At 47.6% G+C, this 24,996-nt stretch carries 23 protein-coding genes; 16 read left to right on the top strand and 7 right to left on the bottom strand.

The features are described 5' to 3' along the window. Positions 1 to 30 precede the first annotated feature (30 nt). From J7E78_RS17010 to J7E78_RS16990, 6 genes are all read right to left on the bottom strand, one after another. Complete coding sequence (locus tag J7E78_RS17010) at positions 31 to 978, bottom strand: TetR/AcrR family transcriptional regulator (RefSeq protein ID WP_215077406.1); 948 nt, start codon at positions 976 to 978, stop codon at positions 31 to 33. Between the two features lie 213 nt (positions 979 to 1,191). Next, positions 1,192 to 1,323, bottom strand: a complete 132-nt coding sequence (locus J7E78_RS29720; RefSeq protein ID WP_285229451.1) for a hypothetical protein — start codon at positions 1,321 to 1,323, stop codon at positions 1,192 to 1,194. Positions 1,324 to 1,626: 303 nt separating this feature from the next. Then, on the bottom strand, positions 1,627 to 1,941 hold the full coding sequence (locus J7E78_RS17005) for a DMT family transporter (RefSeq protein WP_062836933.1): 315 nt from the start codon (positions 1,939 to 1,941) through the stop codon (positions 1,627 to 1,629). After that, on the bottom strand, positions 1,941 to 2,282 hold the full coding sequence (locus J7E78_RS17000) for a DMT family transporter (protein WP_091036235.1): 342 nt from the start codon (positions 2,280 to 2,282) through the stop codon (positions 1,941 to 1,943). Before J7E78_RS17000 ends, J7E78_RS17005 begins: the two co-directional genes overlap by 1 nt. Further along, complete coding sequence (locus J7E78_RS16995; RefSeq protein ID WP_215077405.1) at positions 2,279 to 2,902, bottom strand: TetR/AcrR family transcriptional regulator; 624 nt, start codon at positions 2,900 to 2,902, stop codon at positions 2,279 to 2,281. Before J7E78_RS16995 ends, J7E78_RS17000 begins: the two co-directional genes overlap by 4 nt. Before the next feature lie 126 nt (positions 2,903 to 3,028). After that, positions 3,029 to 4,504, bottom strand: a complete 1,476-nt coding sequence (locus J7E78_RS16990; RefSeq protein ID WP_215077404.1) for a phospholipase D family protein — start codon at positions 4,502 to 4,504, stop codon at positions 3,029 to 3,031. Between the two features lie 268 nt (positions 4,505 to 4,772). Between J7E78_RS16990 and J7E78_RS16985 the strand changes: the two genes are divergently transcribed. The 13 genes from J7E78_RS16985 to J7E78_RS16925 all read left to right on the top strand — a co-directional run bounded on the left by J7E78_RS16985 (position 4,773) and on the right by J7E78_RS16925 (position 22,075). After that, positions 4,773 to 5,717 carry a MerR family transcriptional regulator gene (locus J7E78_RS16985; protein ID WP_215077403.1) on the top strand — a complete coding sequence of 315 codons (945 nt, stop codon included), beginning with the start codon at positions 4,773 to 4,775 and terminating at the stop codon, positions 5,715 to 5,717. Positions 5,718 to 5,982: 265 nt separating this feature from the next. Further along, a complete protein-coding gene (locus tag J7E78_RS16980; RefSeq protein ID WP_215077402.1) occupies positions 5,983 to 7,533 on the top strand; it encodes a phytoene desaturase family protein in 1,551 nt (516 codons plus the stop codon). Next, positions 7,530 to 8,993 (top strand): phytoene desaturase family protein, encoded by a 1,464-nt coding sequence (locus J7E78_RS16975; RefSeq protein WP_215077401.1) that lies wholly within the window; start codon positions 7,530 to 7,532, stop codon positions 8,991 to 8,993. The genes J7E78_RS16980 and J7E78_RS16975 overlap by 4 nt, the downstream gene beginning before the upstream one ends. Continuing rightward, the gene (locus tag J7E78_RS16970; protein ID WP_215077400.1) at positions 8,990 to 9,862 is read left to right on the top strand and encodes a phytoene/squalene synthase family protein; all 873 of its coding nucleotides are present in this window, start codon (positions 8,990 to 8,992) and stop codon (positions 9,860 to 9,862) included. Before J7E78_RS16975 ends, J7E78_RS16970 begins: the two co-directional genes overlap by 4 nt. Beyond that, the gene (locus J7E78_RS16965) at positions 9,862 to 10,629 is read left to right on the top strand and encodes a carotenoid biosynthesis protein (protein ID WP_215077399.1); all 768 of its coding nucleotides are present in this window, start codon (positions 9,862 to 9,864) and stop codon (positions 10,627 to 10,629) included. The genes J7E78_RS16970 and J7E78_RS16965 overlap by 1 nt, the downstream gene beginning before the upstream one ends. Next, complete coding sequence (locus J7E78_RS16960; protein WP_215077398.1) at positions 10,598 to 11,359, top strand: lysophospholipid acyltransferase family protein; 762 nt, start codon at positions 10,598 to 10,600, stop codon at positions 11,357 to 11,359. The genes J7E78_RS16965 and J7E78_RS16960 overlap by 32 nt, the downstream gene beginning before the upstream one ends. A 1-nt stretch (position 11,360) precedes the next feature. Then, positions 11,361 to 12,509, top strand: coding sequence for a glycosyltransferase family 2 protein (locus J7E78_RS16955; protein ID WP_215077397.1), 1,149 nt, complete (start codon positions 11,361 to 11,363; stop codon positions 12,507 to 12,509). 8 nt (positions 12,510 to 12,517) lie between these two features. After that, complete coding sequence (locus J7E78_RS16950; RefSeq protein ID WP_311517633.1) at positions 12,518 to 14,038, top strand: phytoene desaturase family protein; 1,521 nt, start codon at positions 12,518 to 12,520, stop codon at positions 14,036 to 14,038. A 221-nt stretch (positions 14,039 to 14,259) separates the two neighbouring features. Next, positions 14,260 to 15,327, top strand: coding sequence for a type 2 isopentenyl-diphosphate Delta-isomerase (gene fni / locus J7E78_RS16945; RefSeq protein WP_215077396.1), 1,068 nt, complete (start codon positions 14,260 to 14,262; stop codon positions 15,325 to 15,327). 444 nt (positions 15,328 to 15,771) lie between these two features. After that, positions 15,772 to 18,468 carry a DEAD/DEAH box helicase gene (locus J7E78_RS16940; RefSeq protein WP_215077395.1) on the top strand — a complete coding sequence of 899 codons (2,697 nt, stop codon included), beginning with the start codon at positions 15,772 to 15,774 and terminating at the stop codon, positions 18,466 to 18,468. 20 nt (positions 18,469 to 18,488) lie between these two features. Then, positions 18,489 to 19,451 carry an SWIM zinc finger family protein gene (locus tag J7E78_RS29825; RefSeq protein ID WP_215077394.1) on the top strand — a complete coding sequence of 321 codons (963 nt, stop codon included), beginning with the start codon at positions 18,489 to 18,491 and terminating at the stop codon, positions 19,449 to 19,451. Between the two features lie 949 nt (positions 19,452 to 20,400). Continuing rightward, a complete protein-coding gene (locus J7E78_RS16930; protein ID WP_251035101.1) occupies positions 20,401 to 21,603 on the top strand; it encodes a transcriptional regulator in 1,203 nt (400 codons plus the stop codon). A 301-nt stretch (positions 21,604 to 21,904) separates the two neighbouring features. Continuing rightward, on the top strand, positions 21,905 to 22,075 hold the full coding sequence (locus tag J7E78_RS16925; protein WP_215077392.1) for an aspartyl-phosphate phosphatase Spo0E family protein: 171 nt from the start codon (positions 21,905 to 21,907) through the stop codon (positions 22,073 to 22,075). An 82-nt stretch (positions 22,076 to 22,157) separates the two neighbouring features. Here J7E78_RS16925 and J7E78_RS16920 read toward each other — a convergent pair whose 3' ends face one another. Beyond that, positions 22,158 to 22,592 (bottom strand): hypothetical protein, encoded by a 435-nt coding sequence (locus J7E78_RS16920; protein ID WP_215077391.1) that lies wholly within the window; start codon positions 22,590 to 22,592, stop codon positions 22,158 to 22,160. A 215-nt stretch (positions 22,593 to 22,807) separates the two neighbouring features. Here J7E78_RS16920 and J7E78_RS16915 point away from each other — a divergent pair, with 215 nt between their 5' ends. The 3 genes from J7E78_RS16915 to J7E78_RS16905 all read left to right on the top strand — a co-directional run bounded on the left by J7E78_RS16915 (position 22,808) and on the right by J7E78_RS16905 (position 24,993). Continuing rightward, a complete protein-coding gene (locus J7E78_RS16915) occupies positions 22,808 to 23,278 on the top strand; it encodes a GNAT family N-acetyltransferase (protein WP_100528395.1) in 471 nt (156 codons plus the stop codon). Between the two features lie 192 nt (positions 23,279 to 23,470). After that, positions 23,471 to 24,571 carry a redox-regulated ATPase YchF gene (gene ychF / locus J7E78_RS16910; protein ID WP_215077389.1) on the top strand — a complete coding sequence of 367 codons (1,101 nt, stop codon included), beginning with the start codon at positions 23,471 to 23,473 and terminating at the stop codon, positions 24,569 to 24,571. A 206-nt stretch (positions 24,572 to 24,777) separates the two neighbouring features. After that, the gene (locus tag J7E78_RS16905; protein ID WP_215077388.1) at positions 24,778 to 24,993 is read left to right on the top strand and encodes a hypothetical protein; all 216 of its coding nucleotides are present in this window, start codon (positions 24,778 to 24,780) and stop codon (positions 24,991 to 24,993) included. Positions 24,994 to 24,996 lie beyond the last annotated feature (3 nt).

The following is a 24,996-nucleotide window of genomic DNA, read 5'->3' as shown; positions in this document are numbered from 1 at the left end:
ATGGTTTCTTCTCCTCTCTGTTTCTCCTGTTTATGTGTGTGACGAGTCAGCAGGGATGAACCGGCTATACATGGCATCCAAAATATGCTGAAGCTCGGAGTGCAAGGGTTGAATGGCAGTTACGTTCTCCAGATTGCGCATCATACCCAGAATAATGGCACGCCGCGGCGTGAATTCCATCATCTCATGCCGGAGAATGGCAATGGTCTCAAGTGCATCATTCTTAGGTTGCCCTGCAGGCAATTCGGAGGCAGCAATATCCTGCATTTGCTTGATAATATGTATAGGATGCCGCATCACCGTGGAATCCGGATGGGGTTCGGTAATCCAGGCAGGCCAGTCCTCCAAAGGAATCAAAGGCAAAGGTCGCTGCTTAAGGAATCCGTGCGCTGCATAGTCCATCATTTGCAGTAAATTTGTTGCCATTTTGGTAACGGTAAGGGACGGCATCTCCGTAAACCAGATCTTGACGTAAGAGAGGAACAGCCCCTGTGTCAGCAAAATAAGGTCAATCGTATAAGGTTCAATCTCCGATCCGTACTGCTCCTCCAGCTTATCCTTAAACCAATGTAAGGTACGGACCTCCAGATCTCTTTGCAGCGGATGGCATTGTTCCTTGCGTTGCTGTTCATCATCCATCATCATGCTGCGCATCTGTACTCGCAAAAATTCCTTGAGTTCGGAAACATGGATCAACAGTGTCTCGATCTGCTTGTGCAGACGTTCACGCGAGGTAAGGCTGATTTCATGCTCAATCTGTGTCATCTCGTCCATTAGCGTGTACATACAGTACTCCAGAGTACTGGCTTCTAATTCCTCTTTGGATTTGAACATGATGTAGAGACTGCCCTTGGACATCCCGCATAATTCTGCAATTTCTTGCATGGATGTTGCAGCACTGCCTTTGGATGAGAATAGCTTGAGTGCTGTAGTAATGATGAGTTTTTTCTTCTCATTCATCTCATGTATAGGGTTCATTAACGATACATTCACCTCATCAGGGAACTTGTGAGTTCTTGAATTGACTTTAAGGTCAAACCAAGTATAAACGATCTGGTTAAAGGAATTCAAATGGGAGTAAATTGGAAAATGTATATGGGGAAAAGAGGATGATCAAAGGGAAGGAGAGACGGCAAGTAACAAGGTACAGCTTGTATGTACGATATGAATAAGGTATCAAGAAGGTTTAAGTTAGTTTCCTCCAGTGAAGGCGTACAAGGCAAGCATAATAATAGCGACTAGAGCGATGAGATAGAAGATGGCCATGCCGATCAGAAGGGTATACCCTGTATAAGAGCCCATGCGTGCCAATAACTTTTTCATGATTTACGACATCCTTTCTTACGTAGCAGAGTGTAGAGAGGTTCCCTATTTATATCATATCCCAAAAAAGACGACTTTCTGATCGAAGTCGTCTTTTTTATATTACAGAATTTAATAGATATCATAATGGAAGCTAAGAATTACACGATAACGGAGATTGCAGAACCGACTTGAAGAAACGAAGTGTTCGCCTTTATCACCAGATTTATCCCTCTTCAAAGGGAATCAAAGAAATCTGGGGATAACAGCGATCGGAAAGTGGTACTGCAATCGGAGATATAAGAGTGTAATTCAGTTGTTCCGTTACGTGATCAGTTTCAGCCCAACCGCTGCCACCAAAATCATCGCGATAAACAGGATCCGCTTCGCTTCTTTCCGTTCACCGAACAGGAACATGCCTGTTAACGTACTGCCGACTGTCCCGATCCCCGTCCACACGGCATACGCTGTGCCCATGGGAATGGACGTCATGGCGTAGGATAACAACGAGAAGCTGAACACAAACGACACCAGCATCAGTACGATATATGGCCAGCCTTTTCGAGTCGAAGCACCATTGATACCGATCACGCCAAAAATTTCACATATCCCTGCACCTACAATTGCCATCCAGGCCATTATGCTGCACCTCCTTGGGCTTCTTGCTGATCGGTAACCAGCTTCAGTCCAATTACGCCGCAGAGCAGCAGCCCGATGAGCAATACTTTGGCCAAGCGGAACGGCTCACCAAACAGTACCATTTCCGTAAGGACGGTACCCGCCGTACCAATTCCCGTAAAGACGGCATACACCGTACCCACAGGCAGTCTTTTGGAAGCGGCAATGATCAGTCCAAAGCTGATCACGATAGCAATCCCCGTCAAAGTCCACTCCCAAGCATTCGAGGCATGCTTCAGCCCGCTTACCCAGACAATCTCAATAATTCCCCCGATAAATACGTATAACCAGTTGCGGTTCATGATGTTGAATCTCCTTCCGGCACAACGTGTTGTGCCTCTTCGTCCAAATGATGAATGCCATACCAAAATACAGGCCAGGATGCTTCCAACCGTCTCTTGTACCGACGTGAGCTTCCATAGATAATCTCCACGGTAATACCGTCGAGGAACGTCATAAATGCAATGGCGGCTTGTTCCGCGGGAAGGGGCGGTATATCTTCATTACGCATTGCCCTTTGCAGCAGACGAGTCAGTGCACGTTCCATGCCATCGATAAACGGATAGACCTGATCCATCACTTCTCCATACAGAGAAAGGGGTGGATAAAAACAATTACGCAGCATCAAACGAGCCGAAGCATGGGCATTGTATTCTTGTTCGAACCAGATCAACAAGCCTTTCAGCCTCTGCTCCAATGGCAGATCCGCATGATCACGGAAATATTCCAGTGTGTGCCGTTTTACCTCGTGAAAAGCAAAGGCCAGGGTGTGTAAAAATAAATCATCCTTGCAGCTGAAATGTGCATATATGGACGGTTTTTTAATCCCGACTTCATCAGCAATAGCTCTCAGAGAGGCCCCTTCATAGCCATCTCTGGCAAAATGGAACAGGGCTGCATCCCGAATGGATTCAGCAGTCATTCAATCACCTTCCTAACGGTCGTTAGGTAATTATATTTTCACACTTCATATCACCTGTCAAGATGAAAATATCCGCCTGCACAGTAGAGTGCAGGCGGATATAACACGTATGGATATGGTTTCTGATCAAAAGGTCGTAAGACCCAGAATCAGCTGCAGCTTGTATAGGATGCCTTTCAAAAACGTAGTCTTCTCCTGAAACTCATCCAGGTTTAGCGTAAACTCGGCATCATCATTATTCCAAATGCGCTCAAAATAATTCGCGATATCAAGCGTGAACTTATTGTCTGGAGGTGCAGCAACCCATAGATCATTCTCCAGATTGTAGTCATTCATGTTTCGTGGTGTGAAGTTGGTTGAACCCCCGAGGACAATATGATCTCCGGTTGCTTTGGCAAGATACATCATCTTGGTATGATATTGCTCCTTGGTGGTGTTATACCAGCGGATCTGAATTTTACCGTTGGATTTATCATGCAATTCGGCGGCGACAGGACGGTTCGGAATGCCGATCTTTTCCTGACCAAAGGCATTTTCATTTGGATCAAGTACAAGCCGGATCTCGGTTCCTCGTTTTGCAGCTTCCAGCAGGGCTTCCAATACTTTCGGAGAGGCCACATAGAACATGCCCAGCCATAAGGTATCACCTTTGCCAGCCTGATTGATCTCATGGAGTACAGCGTCATTCACTTTGCCTTCAGTTAAATAGCGTATTCGCAAATCTCCCGTATTTGAATCCGAGGAGGGAGCTGTGTAGGCAGGAACCTGGCCTCCGCCTGAGATATCCAGTACAGCTTGCTCTGACTGAAGAATATCGCCAATAATTGGACCTGTTACTTCAAATGCAATGTTCGAGTGGTAGGCACTCGCATCATGAATATTGCCAGAAGAGACAATTGCCGTCTTCTCACTAACGAAAACTTTGCGATGATTTGCTTTCACATTAAGCAACTTGAGATAGGAACGGACCGTTACATCCGGACCATCCGTGGCCATCAGGTTTTTGATCCAGCCATCTCCAGATTGACCGAACCATTGGAAGAAGGTCCGCCAGACCGCAGAGTATACTGGAGTTGAATCACGCAAAGGGTCCACATCCGTGATGACCACGTGAATGCCTGCTTGTTTCATTTGTTCCAGCAGCGGATTAGGTGCTGAGTTATAGTTGGTATTTACTTCATCTGTAATAAACCAGATGTCCATATCAGGATGTTGATTTTTTTTGGCGACCAGCGCTTCGGTGAATTCAGTACTCACGGGAGGAAAGTTCTGTCCCTTGTGCTGATAATTATTGAACAGGAACATATCCACCAGGACAAACTGCTCTGCTTCCTGTACAATCTGCATCATGCGCTGGAAAATCTGCTGTTCGTGCTGCATCTGTCCGTCGGAGGAAGGATATGTGAGGTCATGAAGGAACTCGACTTGATCCACACGATACTCCGGACTTTCGTAGGAAATACCCGTTGGTAATGGTTTGTAAGTTTGATAGAGCATGACGGCGATGAGCCATAGGACCAATAGGACGAGTCCTGTTCGTATGTATGGAAATTTGCCGCGTGAAGACTTGGGGTCTGATGTATGGCGGCGTAATGAGACCAACAGTGGGCTCCCCCCTTCTGTACTTGCTGACTTCTATTACCACATGGATGATAACGTTGACGCAGGAAAACAAGGTAGAATAACTGATGTAGCGGTAAAATGCATATGGCAAAATTGGCAGGATGCAATCGACAGGTGTCAGAGCGTTGTGTATAATGAGTGTATTATTTTTGTAGAATGTTAGGGTTTTTATATGCCTGACAAGGACGGGGAACCAATGATATAACCTTTGAAATCTGGACATTTAGGAAAGAAAGTGGGTAATAAGGTGTATTCCATCAAACAAGTCGCTGCCATGCTCGGTATCAGGGCGGTAACAATCCGGGCTTGGGAGAATCGGTATAGTGCGGTCACCCCTGAGCGGACGGAATCGGGTTATCGAATGTATACCGAAGAGAATGTTGCGGATCTGCGCTGGTTGAAAGAACAAGTTGAGCTGCACCAGACCAATATCTCGGAAGCGGTACGGATGTTGAAAGTAAACAAATTAAATCCGCCCGAGGCTGTACCCACGCCGATCATGGCTCCGGTGCCTACGATGGAAGAAGCCTACGCACGCATGGCAGATCAGATCTATGACTCGCTCTACAACTTTCAGGGTGAACGTGCCAATGGTCTGATTGATTTTGGTTTCACCATGTATGGATATGACTCGATGTTCTATCATGTGCTGGTACCCATTCTGGTTCGGGTTGGAGATGCATGGGAGCAAGGCAGGGCTTCAGTGGCGCAGGAACACTTCATGACACAGCTGATATCACAGCGGTTTTATCAGTTTTTCCATCTGTTCCCGATCTATCCGCATCTGCCCAAAGTTCTGGCGTTGTGTCCGGAAGGGGAGCACCATCAGGTTGGGTTGCTGCTGTTCTCTCTCTTTATGCGTAAAAATGGAGCGGAAGTACTGTATCTCGGGGCGAACACGCCAGAAGAAGGCATCTTCCCGATTATTCGGGAGCAAAAGATCAAGTTGGTCTGCCTTTCGATCACAAGTCCAGGGCTTCTTGAACGGTGTGATCAGCTTATAGAGCGGATTAAAAACGAGTTTCCACATATTCGCTTCGTACTTGGTGGAAAAGGCTATGAGCGTGCAGAGCATGCTCGTTACCCGCAATGGATTATGCCAGAGGATTCAGCGGATTGGCAGTCATGGATAGAACGCGAGTATCTCGCAAATCGACCACCTGGTGCGAGGTTTGGACAGGCAAATAACTAAACATAATCTCAAATGTTACGAATAGGTTAGTGAATACAGGACATCCTTTGACGAAGTGATCAAGGGATGTTTTTTGCGTTTATAAATGGATTAGTAGATTATTTTGACCAGCGGGTCATTTTTTGGTTTACAAGGTCGTATAATATTTGTATTATATTTGTATAATGTTTTTGCCAGGTACCGCTTAAAGTGTTCATGGGCGGTTTAATAATAGGCCAGGGGCTAGAGAACTATAGGAATTCCCTACATAGAAAGGGTGAGTGGCATGATACCGAATCAACAACGCAAACGTGCAGCTGTCATTGGCGCAGGTCCGGGTGGACTTGCAGCAGCGATGTTATTATCCGGTCAGGGGTACGAGGTAGATGTGTATGAGAAACAGCCAGTCATCGGGGGGCGTTCTGCCAGATTGGAACTGGGTGAATATCGATTCGACCGGGGGGCTACGTTCTTGATGATGCCGCAGCTGATTGAAGAGATGTTCGATGTGGTGGGTCGCCAATTATCCGATTATGTGGATATGAAAGAGCTAACCCCACTGTATGCACTGAACTTTGGTGACAAGGTGTTCAGGCCTTCTCGTAATCGTGAAGATACAGCTGCACAGATTAAGGAATTATTTCCGGGCAATGAAGACAATTATCTTCGGTTCATGCAAGAAGAAGAAGTGAAATTTGGCAAAGTCATGCCTTTGCTTCGTCGTCCTTTTGGCAAGCTGACTGACTATTTACGCAAGGATGCGGTAACAGCTCTACCCAAGCTTGATGTCCACAATACAGTCTATGGAATCTTGTCCCGCTATTTTACAGATGAGCGTCTGCGCTGGGCATTTACATTCCAATCCAAATACCTTGGCATGTCTGCCTGGGATTGCCCGGGTACCTTTACCATATTATCGTTTATTGAGCATCACTACGGATTGTTCCACCCCATTGGCGGCGTGAATCGGATCTTCCAAGCCATGGCTGATGTCGTGGAAGAATACGGAGGACGAATACATACTTCCACCCCGGTGAAACAGGTTATCGTTCGCAATGGTCGTGCAGAAGGTGTGTTGCTTGAGAACGGTGAACGCATCGAAGCGGACCATGTGGTTGTGAACGCTGACTTTGCACATGCTGTGAATCATCTGTTCGAACCAGGCGTGCTTAAGAAATATACCCCGGAGAAAATGAAACGAAAAAAGTATTCCTGCTCTACAGCCATGTTGTATCTGGGTGTGGATGGTGATGTGGACCTTCCGCATCACTCGATTTATTTCCCCGAGGACTACCGGTTGAACGTTGATGAGATTACGAAGCACAAAATGTTGTCAGCCGATCCTTCTCTATATATTCATAACCCTTCCAGACTCGATTCGACGCTGGCGCCGGAAGGGAAATCTGCTTTATATGTTCTTATGCCTACGCCTAACCTTACCGCAGACATTGATTGGGAGGCAGAGCGGGAGAATGTGCAGGAGGCCATGATGAAACGTATGGAAGGCATTCCTGAGCTGGCAGATATTCGCAGCCGCATTGAAGAATGTATGCTGTTCACTCCACTCGATTGGGAAAATGAACTGGATGTGTACCGCGGAGCAACGTTCAATATGGCGCATAACCTGGGTCAGATGATGTATCTTCGTCCCCATAACCAGTTTGAAGAGTTGAAAAGTGTATGGCTTGTAGGCGGCGGAACACATCCGGGCAGCGGGTTGCCAACGATCTTCGAATCGGCACGGATTAGTGTCCGACTGATTCAGGAAGAGGACGCGCGCACTCGCGCCAAGCCATCCTCGTATGTGAAGACGGCGGAAGCCGGAGGGCATTCATGAAGCGGGCCGCTATTGTAGGGGCAGGAATTGGTGGACTTACTTCTGCCCTGTTATTGAACCGTCAGGGATGGGATGTCACCGTGTATGAACGGGGTTCCCGCGTTGGCGGACGCATTGGATATGAGCAGCAAGGGGAGTACCGGATCGATCAGGGGCCGACCATTGTCCTGCTGCCAGAGATGTTACTTGGCATACTGGAGGAAGCAGGCGTAGATCGTTCGAAGATTGAGTTACTTCGCTGTGATCCGTTATACAGAGTGCACTACCACAGTGGTCGTGTCATGACCAAGATGACGTCACGTGAAGAGCAGACGGTGGAGATTGAACGTTTGTTCCCGGGAGAGAGCCGGGGATTCACACGATTCATGAAAGATATGGACACGTTGTTTCCGGCAGGCCGGGCAGCTTTTCTGGAAAAGGCTTTTCCGCGTAAAAGGGATTTCTTCACGCCTTCTCTCATGTCACTCATGGGCAGATTGCGTGCACACAAAAGTGTTCGGAAAGCGGTAGGCGATTATTTTGAGCATGAGGAATTGCTCGACGCTTACTCACTGCAAAGTCTATACATCGGTGGATCACCGTTTGGAACCCCAGGCATCTATTCCCTTTTGCCTTATGCAGAGCATGAATATGGTATCTGGATGGTCAAAGGTGGATATGCAGCATTACCAGCTGTTCTGGAGCAGGAACTGATATCACGTGGTGGACGGGTCGTGCTGAATTCGGAAGTTACCGGGCTCACAATAAAAAATGGCGTGTGTGAAGGTATAGAAACGGCAGCAGGCGCAGAAAATGTGGATGCAGTTATCTACAATGGTGATTTCCCCCATCTATCAGGTTTGCTGGGTCAATCACCAGAGGTAGCGCGGAAAAGAAAGCCGTATCGTCCCTCTTCCGGATGTGTACTGCTCTATGTGGGCGTGGACATAACCTGGGAAGATGCAATAGCACACCAGTTCTTCTTGCCACCGAGTCTGGAAGGCAGTTTACAGGAAGTGTTCAATCAGCGACGCATTCCGAACAAGTCTTCATTTTATGTATTTAATCCGGTTGCATTGGATGAAAATGCAGCGCCTCAAGGACAGAGTGTATTGTATTTCCTCATTCCGGTGCCCGATGCCGAAGGTGTCGACTGGGATCAGGAGAGCGAAGCATTGGCAGAACGGGTACTGGAAGAAGCGGAGCAACGTGGCTTCCCGGGACTTCGTGCAGCGATCAAGTGGAAAAAGGTACGTACACCCGCTGACGCAGAGCGAGACGGGCTCTATGGGGGCGGAAGCTTCGGAATTGCGCCAGTATTGTTCCAGTCCGGTGTATACCGACCGCAACCCAAACCATTCCCCAATATACAGGGATTATATGCAGCAGGAGCATCTGTACATCCCGGAGGCGGAGTGCCAATTGTAATGCAGAGTGCACGTATGGCCGTCAATCAACTCATGAAGGAGATGGGAACATGAATGAAGCAATTTTGAGCAGGTGTGAAGAGTTGATGCAAAAGGGTTCTTCCTCTTTTTATCAGGCCTTTAGAGGGCTGCCAAGTCCACGTCGGGAAGCGGTATATGTCATTTATGCCTTCTGCCGCATGATTGATGACAGTGTAGACGAGCCGGAACATTCGCCCTATACGATTCACGAGATCCATGACTTGTTTGATCGGTTGGACGATGCGGAAGGACACTTTATCTGGCCAGCACTGAGATGGTTGTTCAGCAGTTTTCCTCATCTGGATAAGGGGCCATTTTTCCGTCAGATGGAAGGGCAGCTCACAGATCTTAAAGTGACGCATTATGCAACGATGCAGGAACTGGAGCATTATTGTTATCTGGTGGCCGGAACCGTAGGCGAGATGTTGTTGCCTGTATTACGGGATGATAATGGTGCGGAAGTAGCCATGAACGGGATTGCTTTGGGTAAAGGGATGCAGATCGTTAATATTATTCGGGATGTTGGTGAAGATCGGGCCAGAGTGCGCCGGTATGTTCCGCTGGAAATCATGGAGAAGCATGGTTACTCCGAGCAGGACTTTGAAGACGGGGTCGTGGACGAACGTTTTATTGCCATTATTCATGAATTAAAAGCTGCAGCATTGAACTGGTTCCGTATTGGCATGGATCATCTGGATACGTACCCAACGGAAAGTGCGTTTTCCATCGAGCTGGCAGCAGCCTTTTATTCCACCATTCTACACGCGGTTGAACGCAACGACTATGACGTATATACCAAACGGGCATATGTTAGCGATGAATTGAAACTGGAGATGCTGGGTGCGATTGTTAAACGTTACCCGATGCTGGCCTATCAAGCCTCCCGAACGGCGGTATCCTGATGATTCAGTGGCTTTACTGGGCGTGGTATGTCATTGGAGCAACCTTGATGCTAACGATCGGTGTGCCGGATGTATTGTCCTTTTCGAATGGTTTATTTCTAATCTTCTATGCATTGTATGTGCTGGATCTAATCTACCAAGGGCGTAATCAGACAGGCCTATCCGACCGGTCAGTCATCTGGATGAAACCTGGACTCTGGATAGCCTCTGTGATCATCTGGCTTGGAGGTATGGGCGTAGAGTGGGTAGGAGTGCATACGCATTGGCCGTTTGGTGAGTATGCGTATTCGAACTTCTTCGGTATCCATCTATTCAGTGTGCCAGTTACGCTGGGTTTCGCCTGGATCGCAGTGGTTGGTAACTCGGCGCTGTTAAGTGGCGGGGGTTCAACCCGGACTGGCAAATTGCTTCGAGCAGTGAAGACCGGGTTCTGGGCGATTGTTCTCGATCTGGTACTCGACCCTGTTGCGCATGCGAGAGGATTCTGGGAGTGGCAAGCTCCAGGTGGATTCTACGGTGTTCCGTGGACCAATTACATAAGCTGGTTTGTCATGGGTGCATTCCTGTCCCTCTTCCTTCCGGCCATGCCTAATGACCGTAGCTCATTGCAGCGTGCAAAATGGTTGTATCAGCTGTTTATTCTTCTGTTCGGCCTGCTTGCCCTCAAGGAAGGGATTACAGGCAGCTTTATTATCGCCATTGCTGGTGTGCTTCTTGCCGAAGGGAGCTGGCTCTATGATTCGCGCCGTAAAATCAAAACCGTTTAATCATATGTTTGCCTTATACAATCATTATTATCTGCTGCGTCGGCGCTTCCGCTCCTTCACGCTCACAGGGTCACTGGACCCGCAGGTGGACATCAGAGACAATTCCCCGATTGATCCGACTCGTCCGGTAATCTACTTCATGAACCACAGCTCCTGGTGGGATGGTCTGCTGCTCTATCATGCGGCCAGGCAGACATCGCGAGGTGATCATTATGTGATGATGGAGGAGCAACAGCTTCAGCAATATGCTTTTTTTCGTAAATTGGGTGCGTATTCGATCAATAAGGAGAGTGCGTCCGGTATTCGGATCTCTCTACAGTACACCAGTGAGCTGCTGGATTCGGGCAAAAGGGTCTGGATTTTTCCGCAAGGAGAAATTCTGCATCAGGAGGCCAGACCGATTCAGTTTCGTCCAGGCATCGGATTGTTGCTTCGTCGCTCCCCGAATGCCATCGCCGTACCGGTAACCTTGTGCCATGGGATGGTCCAGCACGATTTACCGGAAATATCGATGCAAGCTGGCCCGCCTGTGATAGAAGACTGGAAGGCGTGGAAGAGTGAAGAGATTGCCTCCAGACTCGGCCATCTGCTGGAACAGCAGTTAGACGATCACAGATCAGAGCTTGTACGAATGGGGCAGGGGAGCTTGCCAGATGCGCTTCCACTGATTCGTCATGTACGTTCAACAAGTGAAAAATACGATGCCACGCGAAAGCGGGTGAACCGTTAGGATGAATGCATCTGAAATCTTCTGGATTGTGCTTACAAGTATATTGGGTATCCAGTTGCTGTTCGCTCTATGGAACGTCTCCTGTCTGCCCAAAGTACGTTCATTCCGGGCAGACAAGATACAACCACCAGACCTTCTGGTCTCGGTGCTTATTCCAGCCAGAAATGAAAGACTACATATTGAAGGATGTCTTGAAAGTGTGCTCGCGAGCGATACGTCAGGATTCCGGATGGAAGTGCTGGTGCTGGATGATCGCTCCGAAGATGAGACAGCGGCCATGGTACAAGCGATTGCGGATCGCGATGCACGTGTGCGTCTGCTGCATGGCGCTGATCTTCCCGAGGGCTGGATGGGGAAATCTCATGCGTGTCACAGGCTGGTTCAGGAGGCCAAGGGAGAATGGTTTATGTTTGTGGATGCGGATGTGCGTCTGGAGCCAAATGCCATTCGGCAGACTCTGGCAGCAGGGTGTGAGCAGAGCGGGGGGCTGGTAACCGGTTTTCCTTATCAAGTAACGAAGACGTGGATGGAAAAGCTTGTTGTACCGATGATGGTCTTCACCATCATCAGTCATCTGCCCATTTTTATGATACGCAGATCATCCAGTCCGATGTTTGTGGCCGCTACGGGGGCTTTTTTGCTGATTCATCGCTCCAGTTACGAAGCATCCGGCGGTCATGCTGCCATTCAAGGGCATCTGGTGGATGACATGAGTCTCGCCAAAGCAGTCAAACGTGCAGGTCATCCGGTGATGCTGACCGACGTGCATGACGTAACGAATACTCGCATGTATCAGAACGGGGCGGAAGTATGGAATGGATACAAGAAAAACATGTACGAAGGCATGGGGCGCAAAGATGTACTGCTGCTTGGCACGATGTTGATGTATACGCTGATGTATATTGTGCCTCCACTGGGCTTGATTATTGGACTCATGACGGGGAGTTCGGTGTCCATTCTGTATGGATTGATAGGAACATTACTTGGTATGGCTGTGAAAAGAGTAGCGGATCATGCTGGCGGACAACCCTGGTGGCTTGCCCTTCTGCAACCGGTCAGCATGGCCTGTGTCATCGCCATCGGACTCGCTTCCTGGCAGGCAGGCCGCTCCGGCAAGGGGTATGTATGGAAAGGTAGGCGGTACAATTGAAGGGTCATGTGAGAAGTAACATCACTAGTGAATTGAGCGGTCGTAATTCGAAATGTGATGTCATCATTATCGGTGCAGGATTCGGCGGGTTGTCTTGTGCAATCCGTCTTGCATCCGCTGGAGTCCGTGTGACCATTCTGGAACGGCAACAACACGTAGGTGGCAAGTTGCAGCAGATTGAGCGGGACGGGTATCATTTTGACCGGGGACCGAGCACGATCACGATGCCATCAACCTTTCGTTCAGTCTTCGACTATGCGGGTGTAGCGATGGAAGATTACGTACAGCTATATCAGTTAGAACCGCGCACGCGTAATATATTCGCAGATGGCACAGTGGTAGATTTGTCAGGCAATCGCGGGTGGATGAAGGAGCAGATCGCGGCGTACAGTCCGGAGGATGCGGCTCGTTATGAGGCATTTATGGATGAGTCTGCTGCACTGTATACGGAAGCCAATCGTCATTTCCTGGGTAAGTTGCTGCTGTCTCCTTCTGACAAATACAATTTTCAGATGCTGCGCAGCCTGCTCCGCGTACGCCCAACGGTGAAGCTGGATAAGTTGCTGCGTTCGTATTTCCAGCATCCGCATACGCTGGCGATGTTCGGACGGTACGCAACCTATGTGGGATCATCGCCGTATCAATCGCCTTCTATCTTTGCCATGATGGGGCATGTGGAAGCAGAAGTCGGCATCTATGGGGTAAAAGGCGGAACCTATCAACTGATCGAAGGAATGACCCGGCTGGCTCGGGAAAAAGGTGTACAGATCATTACTGGCACAGAGGTCCGGCAGATTGTTGTTCGGAATGGCAAAGTAGCTGGAGTTGATACCGATCAAGGCTTCCGGGAAGCCGATCAGGTGGTTGCCAATGGCGATGTACTTAGCGTGAATCGACTGCTGCTCGCACCGGAACATCGTAAAGAGATGAGCGATGCCCGCATACGGAAGTATGAGCCATCCATTTCGGGATTTGTGACGCTGGCAGGTGTGCGAAGACAATATGATGCGCTGTTGCACCATACGGTTTTCTTCCCGGAAAGGTATGAACCGGAGTTCGACCAGATTTTCCGTGACCGTAAAATGCCCGACGACCCCACGATCTACATCTGTTACTCCGGTTATTCGGAAGCAGGTATGGCCCCGACGGGAGCCAGCAATCTGTTCATTCTGGTTAATGCCCCCTACTTGTCGGATTCATGGAATTGGGAGCAACAGACGGAACGTTACGGTGCGTTTGTACTGGAACAATTGGCAGCGCGGGGAATTACCGGTTTGAACCAATCCGATGTGCTGATCCGATACACGCCGCGAGATATCGAACGGGATACTTTGGCGCATCAAGGGTCGATCTATGGCATCTCCTCCAATTCGGTAAAACAGACCTTTATGCGACCGGGCAACCGAAGCAAAGATGTACAAGGTCTCTGGTACGTGGGCGGAACAACGCATCCAGGCGGTGGAACCCCAATTGTGACATTGTCCGGACAGCTTGTTGGTGAGCAGTTGGCATCGCAAATTTTGAGATAAGTAGGCATTAAGATAGTGGTGCTCCGGGATTTAAGTGAGACATTTGGTGTCGGGGCATCCTTTCCATAGCTGGAATGGAACGTTATACTGGATAGAGTTATGCTGCAATGCTTATTAGAATTAATGTTTTTGTCTTTTGCAAAAAGACTTATATACATAGAAGCTAGGAACAGGCAGGTTATCCTGTCGATCCGCACGATTCTCACATAGGAGGTCTCATCATGAATGAACAAGAGCGAGCCGGCGAACGGCTGCTTCCCGAAGTGGCTACGGGAGAACGGAAGCTGGAACACGTGCGCCTCTGTCTTGAGGAGAATGTGGCAGGAGAAGGGGTAACCAGCGGTATGGAGCGGTATGCTTTTCGCCATCACCCACTGCCGGAACTGGATTTTGAAGAGGTGCATCTGGAGACTTCGTTTATTGGCAAAAAAGTACGCACACCCTTGCTCATCAGTTCGATGACGGGTGGAAGCAAAACAACGGGCGCCATCAATGAGCGCCTCGCCCGAGTAGCAAACGCCAGAGGCTGGGCGCTCGGCGTAGGTTCGATCCGTGCTGCCGTAGAACAGCCGGAACTGGCGAGTACCTTCGATGTGCGGCGCTGGGCACCGGACATCCCGGTCATTGCCAACCTGGGTGCGGTACAGTTGAACTATGGTTTCACAACAGCTGATTTCCAGCGTGCTGTAGATATTGCGGGAGCGGACATGCTTGTGCTTCATCTGAACACGTTGCAGGAAGTTTTCCAGCCGGAAGGCAACACCAACTTTAGCGGATTATTTCAGCGAATTGAAAACTTGTGTCATGAGCTAGATGTACCTGTTGGCGTGAAAGAGGTAGGATTTGGCATCGATGGCGTGACGGCTCAACGCCTATATGAAGCGGGTGTCGCGTTTATCGATGTGGCTGGTGCAGGTGGCACAAGCTGGGTACAGGTGGAAAAATATCGTAACAATAACCCCGTACGCCGGGCGGCAGCTGAAGCTTTTGCCGACTGGGGCATTCCCACAGCGGAGTGTATTCAGGAAGTACGAGCGCTGAACTCTACTGGTGCCCTGATTGGCAGTGGTGGGCTGTACACTGGCGTGGATGCGGCCAAAGCCCTCGCGCTCGGTGCAGATCTGGCCGGTTTCGGTCGATCTCTGCTCGAATCGGCAGTCGCTTCCGATGGTGCACTGAGTGAGCGACTGGAACAGGTCGAATTCGAGCTGCGTACCGTGATGTTTGGCATTGGCGCAGGGCGGATCGAAGATCTAAAGCAGACGTCACGTCTGGTGGAACCGCGTTAGGGCCGAGAGTTAAAATGAAGGTGAGATCTTCAAAATCACATGATTTCCCTGGGGGAACCCCTTTAAAAAAGGTAGGAAACCAAAAGCAGCTTCCGAATCCGGAGCTGCTTTTGGTTTGTAAAGGTATATATTTGTAAAAAGGCACCATTATAAGGGATTAAAATATTAGCCGCTGGAACAGGTCGAATTCGAGCTGCGTACAGTCATGTTTGGTATTGGCGCAGTGCGGATTGAGGATCTGAAGCAGACGTCACGTCTGGTGGAGTGAACTCAAGCTCACATGAGCTGTTGCTTGCACTTCTTATAGGGTGGCGAATGTATTGAAACGCAGGTGGTACTGTGCAAAAATAGAGAGTGAGAACGATACTACATGTCTAACAGATCATCATTCGGTGTATATACGAGAAGAGAGACAAGCTCGTTATGATAAAGGGAGTGAAAACAATGCAGGGACAACACAAGGCGGCTATGGTTACCGGCAGGAGAGAGCTTATTGCCGTTCTGCTTCCGGACGGGCAGTATGAACTGGACTGGCAAGGGGGGCCATGGCAATCCGAGACTGAACCCGGCGGGCAAGCACTTCAAGATGAGCTGTATACGCTGTTTCGCAAGGATCCGGACGGATTCCTGCTAGAACTGGCTTTGAAGCGGCGGAATGAGGTATTGTCGGAGTCCCTCCGATTTATGCAGCGTATTGGAATGGCGTTCCTGAAAGGAATGGCGCTACATCCTGAATTGGAAGGAAAGCGTGATGCAACTGTCCTTGCACTTGAGATAAAGAATGTACAGGAATGGCTGGCAGATGCCCCGTATCTGATTGGATCGCAATATTTGGATGAAAGCTTTATTGAAGAACTTTGGCAGGGCCTGCATCGTGCTTTTACAGCGAGTGTGAAACGACATGACGGTAGCATGGCTCAATGGTTCACGGATAGTGGATCTGCTTTTCAGCCGGCAGGACGTGTCTACTTTCACCTTGTGGAGAGTAAGGAAGGGGAGGAATTTCCTTTTTCATTCTTATCTACCTATGCAGCAGAAGAGCAGGAAGCAGGGAAAACCAGACATTTGCCACTCAAGCAGGCATTGATGGATTACGGAGAGAATAGCGGAAAGCTGTTGGAACTTCTCTCGACGGTACATCGTGCGGCAGAACATAGTGAGCTGATTAGCGAGCTGGTGGAGTCTGGCGATATTTTTTATGCAATTGGACTGACATCTGAAGAAGCATATGACTTTTTGCGAGAAGTAGGGCTCTATGAAGATGCAGGCGTGTTGTGCCGGATTCCAAAGTGGTGGCGCAGTAAGTCCAATGCCATCAAGCTCAATGTTAGCGTGGGAGAAAAGCAACCTTCTCATCTGAGTGCAGAAGAATTATTAAGCTTTCAGGCTGATCTGTGGCTGGGAGATGAATCGTTCTCCCCGGAAGAGATACGGCAATTGCTAGTGGAGCAAGAAGGGTTGGCGCTGATCAAGGGCAAATGGGTAGAGGTTAATCACAAACGTCTGCAACAGGCGCTAACTGCTTATGAACAGGCGGAGAAAACCGCAGGTGTCTCCGGATTAACGCTCATTGAGGCCATGAAACTGCATATGAATGCGGAACGTGTTTTGCAAGTGGATTCGGACAAGGTAGAGGTTGAGGTCACGAACGGGCAATGGTTGGAAACGGTCATGGAGCGGTTGCGAGAGCCAGACCGGATTGGAGCTCTTGACGGGGTTGGTGAGAACTTTCAGGCAAGCTTACGGACTTATCAGGAACGCGGGGTAACCTGGTTGCATATGATGAAGACCCTTGGCTTAGGTGCTTGTCTCGCCGATGATATGGGTCTGGGCAAAACGATACAGATTATTGCGCTTCTGAACTATATCCGCAGTGTGCGGCAGGAGCGGGCACTGCTCATCGTCCCGGCTTCACTGATCGGGAACTGGATGCGAGAGATTGACAAGTTCGCGCCTTCTCTGAAATATTACGTATGCCATTCATCGCAGAACAAAGATATTCAGGAAGCCGTTGCTCTTGGAGCGGGGACTCAACTTGTCATTACAACGTACGGGATGTTAGCGAAGTATGAGTGGCTGAGGACGCAGGAGTGGGACATGCTTATCCTCGACGAAGCCCAGGCGATCAAAAATCCAGGCACAAAGCAGACGAAACTCGTCAAGCAGATTCAAGCCTCCTATCGTATCGCGATGACAGGTACGCCAATCGAGAACAGGTTGGGCGATCTGTGGTCGCTGTTTGATTTTCTCAACAAGGGATTGCTCGGAACGGTAAAAGAATTCGGTGCTTTCACGCGTGGACTGCGCGATTCCAGCGATGGCTATGGCAGGCTGCGGCAGACAGTGAGTCCGTTTATTTTGCGCCGGTTAAAGACAGATCGCACGGTTATTACCGATCTGCCTGACAAAATCGAGATGAAAACGTATGCGACCCTTACGAAAAAACAGGTTGTCCTGTACAACAAGCTTGTCAAGGAATTGCAGGAGAAGCTTACAGCTTCGGAAGAGGGTATTCAGCGCAAAGGATTGGTACTGGCGGCGTTAATGAAATTCAAGCAAATCTGTAATCACCCTGATCAGTATTTGGGTCAGCAGGTCTATGCAGAACCAGATAGCGGCAAGTTTGCGCGGCTACGCGAAATCTGCGAGACGATCTACGAGAAGCGGGAGCGGGTGCTTATTTTTACCCAATTCAAGGAAGTGACGGAAGCGTTACAGATGTTTCTGGAGCCGATCTTTCAGCATAAAGGGCTGGTTCTCCATGGTGAAACGCCGATTGGGAAGCGGCAAGAGTTGGTGGAAGCTTTTCAGGGCAAAGAATATGTACCGTTTATGGTGCTGTCCATCAAAGCGGGTGGAGTGGGGCTGAACTTGACGGCGGCCAATCATGTGGTTCATTTCGACAGATGGTGGAATCCGGCGGTGGAAAATCAGGCGACAGACCGGGCATTTCGGATTGGTCAGCAGAAGAATGTGATTGTCCACAAATTTATTACACAAGGGACGATTGAGGAGAAAATCGATCAGATCATTGAAGACAAGGTACGTCTATCACAGGAAATCGTGCCGGACATCCAGGAAAGCTGGATCACAGAAATGGACAATGATCAACTGCTGAATTTGATGAAGCTGACAGAATAGCGCTGTGGGAGGGATGAGAAGTGGGTTTCTATAATGGCTTCCCTGAATATATACCCGTTGCTGAGAAGAAGCGCAGAGCAGCAGCGGCTGCAGCAAAATTGCAAAAGAAAAATGCTAACGTATGGCCCGTTGTCATAACGGGACGTTCCGTTGCGACAACCTGGTGGGGGAAGGCGTGGTGTACGAATCTGGAGAGCTATGCCGATTACAGCAATCGGATTGATCGTGGGCGCAGCTATGTGAGGCACGGCTCAGTGCTCGATTTACAGATTGCTAATAATAAGGTGGCCGCTCTCGTTCAAGGAAGTTCCTCTAAGCCATACAAGGTAGAAGTTACCGTAGGTTCGTTGTCGGATTCCGTGTGGCAGCAGATCATCAAGGGATGTGCGGGCAAAATCAATTCGTTGCAGGAACTTGCAGGTGGCAAATTCCCGGCTGGACTATCGGAGTTGTTCACAACCAAAGGTACGGGCTTGTTTCCATCACCCCAAGACATTAGCTTCACGTGCAGTTGCCCGGATTATGCAGTGATGTGCAAGCATGTAGCGGCTGTGCTGTATGGGATCGGTGCAAGGTTTGATCATGATTCGGCGCTATTCTTCCAGCTTCGCAATGTGAAGATGGACGAGCTTATATCGGCATCGCTTGCTGCACAATCTCAAGAGATGATAGGCAAGAGCGGCCGCCGTGGAAGAAGAGTTGTGGATGATGGTGACCTGGGTAGCACATTTGGTATTGATCTGGATCAGGGGGCAGAAGTCGACACTTCTACCACCAAAGCAACCGTGAAGAAGGCCCCCAAGAGCCGAAGTTCAGTTGCCAACAAAGCAACAACCAAGGCGAGTGCTCCGAAGGAAGCACCCGCTACCGGGAGTGAAGTAGCGAAGCCACGGCGAGGAAGACCGCCGAAGAACAAAGCCGTGGCTGAGGTGGATCAGGTAGCAGTTGATGCTGTCCCTAAAAAGAGTCGCAGACGTCTGTAGCGGTGCGAACCCCAAGCTCACATGATTTCCCTGGGGGATTCGCACCTCGAAATTTGTCGAATACGTTGTTTTCGTGACTATTTGGCAACAGGTAGGTTGAGATTATACGTTGGCGTGGCATATAATGAACGTATTATTTGTTCGAAGTATCGCAGTTACGCGTGTGATTATGTTTTATGTGATTTTATTGCGCGTAATTTCTCTGTCGCACTCCGTATGGAGTGCGTGGATTGAAATCAATGAACTATTGGGTATTATATTTTCGGCGTGTGGCGATAGCTACACGCCTTTTGCTTAAAAACTATATTTTTGTAAGAAGTCAATTGATATGATTGAAAAAACTCTTTTTAAATAGATAGTAGTAGACTCAATACCTTGTATAGTGATCCAGAACATCAAGAAGTATTGAAGCAAGAGGTTTATTCTATTCAAGAAAACATGATAGTCGTTAAAAGAAATTGTAGATAGTGGAGTGGCATTTAACGAAATTGTATTCGAAAAGCAGGATTCAAGAAAAGTTCTTAATTTCGTAGGCTGAGGAATACAACATAAATGATAAAATTTTGAATCAAACTGATGGTGATTTTTCCACAAAGACCTGCTCAACTAAATTGGGCAGGTTTTTGTTTTGCACTATATATCAAATTATATCAAGGTAGATAAAACTTAAGTTCCTAAAAGATAAAAGGTATCTAACCCATTGAATATATAGTTAAATATTTACAAGTAAAATATTGCTAATTAACTGAGGTGTATAGTATTATTTAATTGACCATTGCTTAATTTTGTTTGGAAAGGTGGTGTACCTTTGAACTCAGTAGCCACAATACGTGATCATTTAGCAGACTACTTAAAAACGAACCATATGACACTCAATCAATTCTCTGAGATATCGGGAATTAATTCAGGGACGTTGAGTGGCACGCTGAACGGGCTGCGTCCTATTGGCATGCAGCAGTTGGATCGACTTACTGCCGGGATGGGTTTAACAGAGGGTTACTTCTATGAATTATACATAAATGAGTGTTTTGTACATGCAAGTCCGGATTGGCGAAGACTTGGGCCTTTTTTATACCGTTGTGCCGAACTCGGTAAGATCAATTATATGGAAGAAGCCGTTAATCTAATTATGGATAATCTTTCCTATGCACCGCTTTTATTCGAATTGGCTGAACAGTTATATCATGAAGGGAGGCTTGAAGCGGCCAAGCCCCTGTACCTTTGTGTAGCTGAGGGCGAGAAAATGCAGCATTCTGAACGGTTAGCTCTAAGTCAGTATCGTTTGTTCACAATCGGGCTTTCCCAGGATCAGTTGAGCAATCTTACACTTGCCACGCAGTTTGAGTTTTTTGTAGATCGGCTTGACGAGCCTTACCAGTTGGATGGACTGAACGACCTGATTAATGTGTATGCATCCTTGCGTCGATGGGATAAGGTGAGGGGTCTTGCTAATCAGTTAAAGTTAAAAGCAATGATTCATTATGAGTTAAGGGAAACATCTGGAGCAACTGAAGCTAAACTCAAAAAGCAGGATATTTTTTACGTTTCATACGCATATTTGATGCTTGGAGAGGCTTGTTTCTATTATGAAGAATATGAAAAAGCACTTCAATATGTTTCGTTGTACACCGACTATAGTTGGGTAAATGATCCGAGCGAAGAGGAAACTGTCGTTATTCGTCAATTCGAAGAATGGGCAGAAGGCAACCGATATCTATATGAACTAATGTCAGGTAAAACAGAGGTTATCCAAAGTTATATGAATTACATCTCTGAGAGAGAGAATGAGATCTTTCCTGCTTTATGTGCAATTGTGAATGCGGCAAATCGGTTTGATATCAATATTGATTCAGTTCTTGAAACGTATGAAGCTTATTTCATGTACCAGGAACAGAGTAGCCGTATTGGAAAAATCAGCGAGCAATATACGAATGATCAATATGGTACTTTGCTTGTGGGCCTAGGGACATACTATTTAAAACATGAAGATTATAACAGAGGATTTGAGTTGATTCTTAACGGTTTGGATTTTGCAATTAAAATTAAGAATAAAGATAGTATTCTAGAATGTATAAAATTATTTGAAGAATTTTGGTATGGTGCAGTCGAAGAAGCTAAACTACGATACAAACAATTGATTCGGGAGGTATGAAGACGAATGAAGATGAAATTGGCAACATTTATATTTACATGCAGTATCGCCGTAGGAGTAATTATTCCTACTATTCAACCAATCTCCCTTGATATAGAACGTCCAGCAATCATAAAGACCAATGGCCACGGCACAGGGAGTTAACCAACATTTCTGAAAAGAAACTCCTTTAATATGAGAAGCTCCCTCAAGTAGATTAGTGAATTGTCTACGCTGAAGGGAGCTTTTTCGTGTTGGAGTTCGCCTGATTTCCTACTAATTAGCAGAATGGACTAGAATGTTACAACAGGGAGGGGTGAATATGGATTGTGGTAAGCTCAAGTTGCAGATCGAAGCAGCGAGGCAAAAGCTCTATCAACTCAAGGTGGACTATGGAGATCTTCTTCATCCTCATGTTATACAGCAATCTATAGTCCTGGATGATCTCATTAATCAATACAATCAGGTTAAAATAAAAAAGCCGATTGAATAATTCAATCGACTTTGGGCGAGAAACTTTGGCGGGTCGCTCGCCCCTATATTTTAACATAAGTCCACAGAGCGAAGTATCGTTATTACATACATTCCTCTTTCACGGTGACATTCTCATTGGTTACAGTAACATAGGAGTTGCCGGACAAGTATTCCGTATAACCGCAAACCGTTTTGGTATAGGTTTTTCCGCGGCTGTCCGTAAACGCCAAGGAGACGGCCCCCTCCCCGGAGAGTTTCAGCTTCGGGGCGAATTTCACGTTTGCTCCGCTGAGAATATCCTTATCGAATATGTAGGTGGAGCCACTCTCGTTGTTGTTAAATGAGTTGTCGCCTTGTACCAGGCTAGCCTGAATATTGGTGAGGTCATAGTCGGACTGATTATGGATTGTGATCCTTAAATGTCGAAAGGGATCCATTGCATTCAGAAAGCTCATAAAAGCGACGATGGCGATTCCGAGTATGATGGCGGACAAGATAATCATTTTCTTTTTAGAGAATCGGCGATGTGTGTTCAATATGATCCACTCCTTTCCTTCATGAGGTATAAACGATGGGAAGAGATCAAAAGTTATGAATCAAATGGATAAATATGAAAATTGAAGCTCAAATCGTATGAATAACTTCATGCGCTAAGCGGGAGAACAGGATACAATAAGATACTAGTAGTGCAAAAAGGACTGTACAGAGATCATACATAATGAAGACCACTCGAAAAAGGAGGGGAAATAAGTTGGAACTTTCTCCAATGAATCAGGAAGATTATGCGAGTTTTCGCATTCGATCGATTAAGGATTTTGCACAGGAAAAAGTAGAAGCGGGCACCTGGGCTGAGGAAGAAGCACAGCAACTGGCGGAGGAATCTTATGAACGTTATCTGCCAGAAGGCCTGAACACACCTGGAGCATATCTCTACAATCTGGTGCATCCTGTGGACGGCAATGTGGGGTATATCTGGTTTAATATCACGGATAACCGTCGCGGGAAGGATGCCTTTTTGCTGGATATTGTCGTTGAAGAAGCGCATCGGGGTAAGGGATACGGAACAGAGACGATGCAGGCGCTTGAACAGACGGCCTTGAGTCTTGGCGTGGATCGCATTGGTTTGCATGTGTTTGGACATAATGTGCGGGCGAGCAGCCTGTATCGCAAGATGGGATATGAGGTAACGGATCTAACCATGTACAAGGAAATCAAAGGGTAAACCTAATAGGGGATATTCTAGGCAAAACTTAAGATCTGCGCAAAACGAATTATCCGCAGTAACCGGGGATTTCGGGAAGCGTATGGGACTCTAATCGAATTGGCGAAGTTCCTTGATGCCTTGAGGTTTGTCATATATAATGTATAGGATTATCCATACCGAACAAGTAATCAATGAGGAGTTGTCATATACATGGCTTTGAAAGCTGGAATCGTGGGTTTGCCTAACGTTGGTAAATCTACATTGTTTAACGCAATTACACAAGCAGGTGCCGAATCGGCAAACTATCCGTTCTGTACGATTGACCCTAACGTGGGGATCGTTGAAGTACCCGATGAGCGTTTGGACAAATTAACAGAACTTGTTGTACCTAAGAAAACAGTACCAACGGCGTTTGAGTTTGTAGATATCGCTGGTCTGGTTCGTGGTGCGAGCAAAGGCGAAGGTCTTGGTAACAAGTTCCTTGCCCACATTCGTGAAGTAGATGCAATTGTACACGTGGTACGTTGCTTTGTAGATGAGAACATTACACACGTCGATGGCAAAATTGACCCGGTGAGCGACATCCAGACGATCAATCTGGAGCTGATCTTGGCCGATATCGAGAGTGTTGAGAAGAAAATCGATCGCTCCAAGAAAAACATGAAGGGCGGTAACAAGTCTGCCTCTCAAGAAGTAGAAGTGTTGGAGAAAGTGAAGGCTGTTCTGTACGATGACAAGCCGGCACGCAGCATGGAACTTACGGATGACGAGCTTCTGATCATACGCGATCTGCACTTGCTGACCCTGAAGCCTGTTCTGTACGCAGCCAATGTAGCTGAGGACGAAATCGGCGACGTGGCGAACAATGCTTACGTGCAAAAAGTAAGAGAATTCGCGGCTGCTGAGAATGCAGAAGTGGTGCCAATCAGTGCGAAGGTTGAAGAAGAGATTTCTGAGCTGGAAGGCGAAGATAAACAAATGTTCCTGGAAGAACTCGGTATCGAGGATTCCGGTCTGAACCTGTTGATCAAAGCGGCTTACAAATTGCTCGGTCTGTACACATACTTCACAGCAGGTGTACAGGAAGTTCGTGCGTGGACAATCCGCAAAGGTACCAAAGCGCCTGGCGCAGCGGGTGTCATTCACACCGACTTCGAACGTGGATTCATCCGTGCAGAAGTGGTTTCCTACGACGATCTGGTTGCAGCGGGTTCCATGAACGGTGCCAAAGAGCGCGGACAACTTCGTCTTGAAGGTAAAGAGTACGTTGTAAGTGACGGCGACGTTATGCACTTCCGTTTCAACGTATAAGTTGTGGCATGTATCGGGGACGCATTAGCCTCGCGGCTACATTTTTGCTGCTTCCCGTACAACCCCCGGAATTAAAATTTTCGGGGGTGTTTGCCGTTTCCATATAATCAGGCTTTCTGCCCCTCCACAATGAATGAAATCCTGGTAGGGTTATCATACTAATGGGAGTGTTTTCAAAAAAAGAAACGGTATTGGAGGCAGGCTGAATGCAAGTGCTCGTTATTTCATTGGTGCTTTTAGTTCTAAGTCTCGTTTTTGTTGTTCTGATGGATTTGTTGGTGGGACTTCCTCTATCAGTATCCTTTAATAATATTACCTCCCCATTTCTCTTCATGAAGATGGACGAGATGATCATACTTGTCCTCGTTATACTCTATGTTATTGCCAAACCGATTATCCAGAACTATCTGAGCAAAAGATAATCT

Origin of the sequence: Paenibacillus polymyxa (assembly GCF_018614975.1) — a bacterium.
Classification (GTDB): domain Bacteria; phylum Bacillota; class Bacilli; order Paenibacillales; family Paenibacillaceae; genus Paenibacillus; species Paenibacillus polymyxa_E.
The sequence above is the reverse complement of the archived record's forward strand: the minus strand, read 5'-3'. Positions and strand labels throughout refer to the sequence as shown.

Excerpts from the sequence above, each read along its gene's own strand:
- J7E78_RS17010 (WP_215077406.1), bottom strand. The coding sequence starts at position 978 with ATGAACCCTATACATGAGATGAATGAGAAGAAAAAACTCATCATTACT.
- J7E78_RS29720 (WP_285229451.1), bottom strand. The coding sequence starts at position 1,323 with ATGAAAAAGTTATTGGCACGCATGGGCTCTTATACAGGGTATACCCTT.
- J7E78_RS17005 (WP_062836933.1), bottom strand. The coding sequence starts at position 1,941 with ATGGCCTGGATGGCAATTGTAGGTGCAGGGATATGTGAAATTTTTGGC.
- J7E78_RS17000 (WP_091036235.1), bottom strand. The coding sequence starts at position 2,282 with ATGAACCGCAACTGGTTATACGTATTTATCGGGGGAATTATTGAGATT.
- J7E78_RS16995 (WP_215077405.1), bottom strand. The coding sequence starts at position 2,902 with ATGACTGCTGAATCCATTCGGGATGCAGCCCTGTTCCATTTTGCCAGA.
- J7E78_RS16980 (WP_215077402.1), top strand. The coding sequence starts at position 5,983 with ATGATACCGAATCAACAACGCAAACGTGCAGCTGTCATTGGCGCAGGT.
- J7E78_RS16975 (WP_215077401.1), top strand. The coding sequence starts at position 7,530 with ATGAAGCGGGCCGCTATTGTAGGGGCAGGAATTGGTGGACTTACTTCT.
- J7E78_RS16970 (WP_215077400.1), top strand. The coding sequence starts at position 8,990 with ATGAATGAAGCAATTTTGAGCAGGTGTGAAGAGTTGATGCAAAAGGGT.
- J7E78_RS16965 (WP_215077399.1), top strand. The coding sequence starts at position 9,862 with ATGATTCAGTGGCTTTACTGGGCGTGGTATGTCATTGGAGCAACCTTG.
- J7E78_RS16960 (WP_215077398.1), top strand. The coding sequence starts at position 10,598 with ATGATTCGCGCCGTAAAATCAAAACCGTTTAATCATATGTTTGCCTTA.
- J7E78_RS16955 (WP_215077397.1), top strand. The coding sequence starts at position 11,361 with ATGAATGCATCTGAAATCTTCTGGATTGTGCTTACAAGTATATTGGGT.
- fni (WP_215077396.1), top strand. The coding sequence starts at position 14,260 with ATGAATGAACAAGAGCGAGCCGGCGAACGGCTGCTTCCCGAAGTGGCT.
- J7E78_RS16940 (WP_215077395.1), top strand. The coding sequence starts at position 15,772 with ATGCAGGGACAACACAAGGCGGCTATGGTTACCGGCAGGAGAGAGCTT.
- J7E78_RS16930 (WP_251035101.1), top strand. The coding sequence starts at position 20,401 with ATGCAGCAGTTGGATCGACTTACTGCCGGGATGGGTTTAACAGAGGGT.
- J7E78_RS16925 (WP_215077392.1), top strand. The coding sequence starts at position 21,905 with ATGGATTGTGGTAAGCTCAAGTTGCAGATCGAAGCAGCGAGGCAAAAG.
- ychF (WP_215077389.1), top strand. The coding sequence starts at position 23,471 with ATGGCTTTGAAAGCTGGAATCGTGGGTTTGCCTAACGTTGGTAAATCT.
- J7E78_RS16905 (WP_215077388.1), top strand. The coding sequence starts at position 24,778 with ATGCAAGTGCTCGTTATTTCATTGGTGCTTTTAGTTCTAAGTCTCGTT.